The 3,666-nt window shown below is 74.1% G+C and carries 5 protein-coding genes; 4 read left to right on the top strand and 1 reads right to left on the bottom strand.

What is annotated here, in order from left to right:
- Positions 1-347 (top strand): nuclear transport factor 2 family protein (locus tag CQZ88_RS27275; protein ID WP_258008821.1); only part of this gene is annotated, 347 nt, incomplete at its 5' end.
- Between the two features lie 60 nt (positions 348-407).
- On the opposite strand, the gene CQZ88_RS27270 is transcribed toward CQZ88_RS27275, so the two are convergent.
- A complete protein-coding gene (locus CQZ88_RS27270; protein WP_029543751.1) occupies positions 408-1,259 on the bottom strand; it encodes a tRNA (adenine-N1)-methyltransferase in 852 nt (283 codons plus the stop codon).
- Positions 1,260-1,329: 70 nt separating this feature from the next.
- Between CQZ88_RS27270 and CQZ88_RS27265 the strand changes: the two genes are divergently transcribed.
- The 3 genes from CQZ88_RS27265 to CQZ88_RS31975 form a co-directional block, all read left to right on the top strand.
- A complete protein-coding gene (locus CQZ88_RS27265; protein ID WP_006931176.1) occupies positions 1,330-2,211 on the top strand; it encodes a RecB family exonuclease in 882 nt (293 codons plus the stop codon).
- Positions 2,208-3,029 (top strand): thioesterase family protein, encoded by an 822-nt coding sequence (locus tag CQZ88_RS27260; RefSeq protein ID WP_006931174.1) that lies wholly within the window; start codon positions 2,208-2,210, stop codon positions 3,027-3,029. Before CQZ88_RS27265 ends, CQZ88_RS27260 begins: the two co-directional genes overlap by 4 nt.
- A gap of 89 nt (positions 3,030-3,118) precedes the next feature.
- The coding region (locus CQZ88_RS31975) for a DUF308 domain-containing protein (protein ID WP_258008820.1) at positions 3,119-3,666 on the top strand (548 nt) is incomplete at its 3' end.

The raw sequence follows: 3,666 nt of genomic DNA, 5'->3' as shown, positions 1-3,666 counted from the left end.
CCGGCCCCGCCGCCGCGGCAACCGAGGGCGAGCTCGAAGCGGTACTGACGACGTTCTTCGACCCGGCGGTGTCGGCGGCGGACAAGGCCGTGGTGGTCGAGGACGGCGACGACCGGGGCGCGCTGCTCGAGCAGTTCAACGGGGTGCTCGCCGGCTACCCGCTCACCGCCGACGTCGAGTCCGTGAACGCCGTCGACGACGACACGGTCTCGGCAACCGTGCAGGTCACCGGTCCGCACGGCGGCGCCCCGATGCCGCTGACGTTCGAGCGGGAGGACGGCACCTGGCGGCTGGCGGACGAGAGCACCTGCCAGGTCCTGGCGATGGGGTCGCTGAACTGCTCGTGACCGGGGCGGCTCGGCCGCCGTGGAGATCAGGCGGCTCGGCCGCCGTGCGGATCGGAGCGGTCAGCCCTTGCTGGGCCGGCGCTGCGGCTTCGGTGTGACGGTGCCCTCGGCGAGGCGGCGGGCGCTGACCAGGAACGCGGTGTGCCCCTGCATCCGATGCTCCGGACGCACGGCCAGGCCGACCACGTGCCAGCCGCGCACCATCGACTCCCACGACCGCGGTTCGGTCCAGCAGGTCTGCTCACGCAGCGCCTCGACCACCTTCGACAGCTGAGTCACCGTCGCCACGTACACGATCAGCACCCCACCGGGTACCAGCGCCTTCGCCACCGTCGGCAGCGCGTCCCAGGGGGCCAGCATGTCCAGCACCACCCGGTCGACCGGACCGTGCCGGTCGAGGTCGTAGTCCGCGACGTCGCCCACCGTGAGATCCCAGTTCCCGGGACGCTCCCCGAAGAACGTCTCGACGTTGCGCACCGCGTGCTCGGCGTGGTCGTCGCGCACCTCGTAGGAGATCACCCGGCCGGTCGGCCCCACGGCCCGCAGCAGCGAACAGGTCAGCGCACCCGAACCGGCGCCCGCCTCGAGCACCCGGGCGCCGGGGAACACGTCGCCCTCGTGCACGATCTGCGCGGCGTCCTTGGGGTAGATCACCTGCGCCCCGCGCGGCATGGACAGCACGTAATCGGTCAGCAGCGGCCGCAGCGCCAGGTAGGGGGTGCCGTTGGTGGAGGTGACGACGCTGCCCTCGTCCGTGCCGATGAGCGCGTCGTGCAGGATGCCGCCGCGGTGGGTGTGGAACTCCTTGCCCGCCTCGAGCACCACCGTGTACTTGCGGCCCTTGGCGTCGGTGAGCTGCACCCGGTCACCGACCTCGAACGGTCCGCTGCGCCCGAGTCCACCTGCTGCCATCGCCGTATCCACCTTCGTCCGCTCCGCCGGTACCGACACCGTGTCGGTCCCGGGCCATACCCTGCCAGGTGTGAGCACAGCCGCGACGACGCCCCCCACCGACGACCGGCCCGCGGCCCCGCGGACGCCGGCGCTGTCGCCGTCGCGCGCCGCCGACTTCAAACGCTGTCCGCTGCTGTACCGGTTCCGGGCGATCGACCGGATCCCCGAGGTCCCGTCGCGGGCCCAGCTGCGCGGCAGCGTCGTCCACGCAGCCCTCGAGGCGTTGTTCGCGCTGCCGGCCGCCGAGCGGCGGCCCGGACCCGCCGGCGAGCTGGTGGCACCGGCGTGGCAGCGGCTGCTCGAGGAGGCACCCGACCTCGCCGACGTGATCGGCCCGGGCGAGCGCGACCGGTTCCTCACCGAGGCCCGCGCCCTCGTCGCCCGCTACTTCGCACTCGAGGATCCCACCGGGTTCACCCCGCAAGCGTGCGAGCTGCGCGTGGAAACCGAACTGGACGACGGGCTGCGGCTGCGGGGCTTCGTCGACCGGATCGACATCTCCCCCCAGGGGCTGGTGCGCGTGGTCGACTACAAGACCGGCCGGGCACCCCGCGAGACCGGCGAGGCGGCGGCGCTGTTCCAGCTGAAGTTCTACGCGCTGATGGTGCTGCGCACCCGCGGGGTGGTGCCGGCGCGGCTGCGGCTGCTGTACCTGGCGGACGGACAGGTGCTCGACTACACCCCCGACGGGGACGAACTGCGCCGCTTCGAGGGCACCGTGCGCGCCCTCTGGGCGGCCGTGCGCACCGCGACCGACGCACGGGACTTCCAGCCCAACCCGGGGCCGCTGTGCCGGTGGTGCGATCATCGGGTGCGGTGCCCGGCATTCGGCGGCACCGCCCCGCCCTATCCGGGCCGGCCGGACGAGCCCGCCGGCGCGGCCCGTCCAGAGGAGGAAACGAGCGAGTGAGCGACGCGGCGTACTTCGTGCCGATCGACGGCGGCCCCGGCGACGGGGGCACTGCCGTCGAACGGTTTCGGCCCACCGCCCATACGGTCAGCACGTGGGCACCGACGATGCAGCACGGCGCCCCGCCGTCGGCGCTGCTGGCCCGCGCCCTCGAACGCTGCGGCCGCCGCCCCGACGCCCGACTGACCCGCATCTGCGTCGAACTGCTCGGCCCGGTGCCGCTGACCGAGATCGAGGTCCGCACCCGCATCGACCGCCCCGGCCGCAAGGTCGAACTCGTCGTCGCCGAGCTGTGGGCCGCCGGCCCGGACGGCACCCCCCGAGCGGTGGCCCGTGGCACCGCCTGGCGCATGCAGACCGCCGACCTGCCCGAGGTCGCCCACGCCGCGGACGCGCCGCTGCCGCCGCCGGCGCAGGGCGTCGTCGAACACCCCGGCTCGGCGTTCTGGCAGACCGGATTCGTGCGCACCCTGGACTGGCGCACGATCACCCCGATCGGGGCGCCGGGGCCGTCGGCGGCGTGGCTGCGCACCGACCTGGCGCTCGTCGAGGGCGAGGCCCCGACCCCGGTCGAGCGGCTGTTCACCGTCGCCGATGTCGCCAACGGCGTCGGTTCCAAACTCGACCCCGCCGTCTGGACCTTCCTCAACACCGACCTGACGGTGCACCTGTTCCGGGAACCGGTCGGCGAGTGGGTCGGCATCAGCGCCGAGACGTCCACCGGCCCGGACGGGGTGGGCATGACCGCCGGGGTGCTGTACGACGAGGACGGCGCCGTCGGACGGATCGCGCAAACCGTGCAGGTCCGCCCCCGCTGACCCCGCCGCGGGCACCGATCACCGGGCGGGCGCCGGCGGACCGTGCCACACTCGACCGGACATTTCGGTCGGCACCAGGGGAGGACGACATGCCCGCGACCGGTCCCCACCGCAGAGCCCGCGCCGCCACCGCCGCGCTGCGCACGGCACCGTGGTGGACGTCCGTGCTCCTCGGACTCGTCTGCCTGCTGCTCGGCCTGCTGCTCACGACGAGACCGCTGACCTCACTGTCCGCGCTGGGCCTGCTCATCGGCCTGGCCGCGATCACCGCCGGCACCGCCGACCTGCTCGCCACGTACCGCTCCCACGCCGGGGCGGCGGCGACCGCCACCGCCCTCGCCTGGATCGGGTTCGGCATCGCCGTCCTCGCCTGGCTCGGCCGGGCCCTGGATCTGCTCGCCCCCGCCGTCGCGCTCGCCCTCGTCGTCGGCGGCGCCCTGCGTCTGGTCCGCGCCGCCCGCGGCGACCTCGACGAGCGACTCACCACCGCAGTCCTCGGCCTCGCCGACATCGTGTTCGGTGTCCTCGCCTGGCGCTGGCCCGACGTCACGGTCCTCGTCGTCGCCTTCCTGTTCGGCATCCGCACCGTGTTCTTCGGCCTCGCCCGCATCGGCGACGGACTCGCCGCCCTCGACGA

This window comes from Rhodococcus sp. ENV425, from assembly GCF_002887785.1.
Classification (GTDB): Bacteria; Actinomycetota; Actinomycetes; order Mycobacteriales; family Mycobacteriaceae; genus Rhodococcus; species Rhodococcus aetherivorans.
The sequence above is the reverse complement of the archived record's forward strand: the minus strand, read 5'-3'. Positions and strand labels throughout refer to the sequence as shown.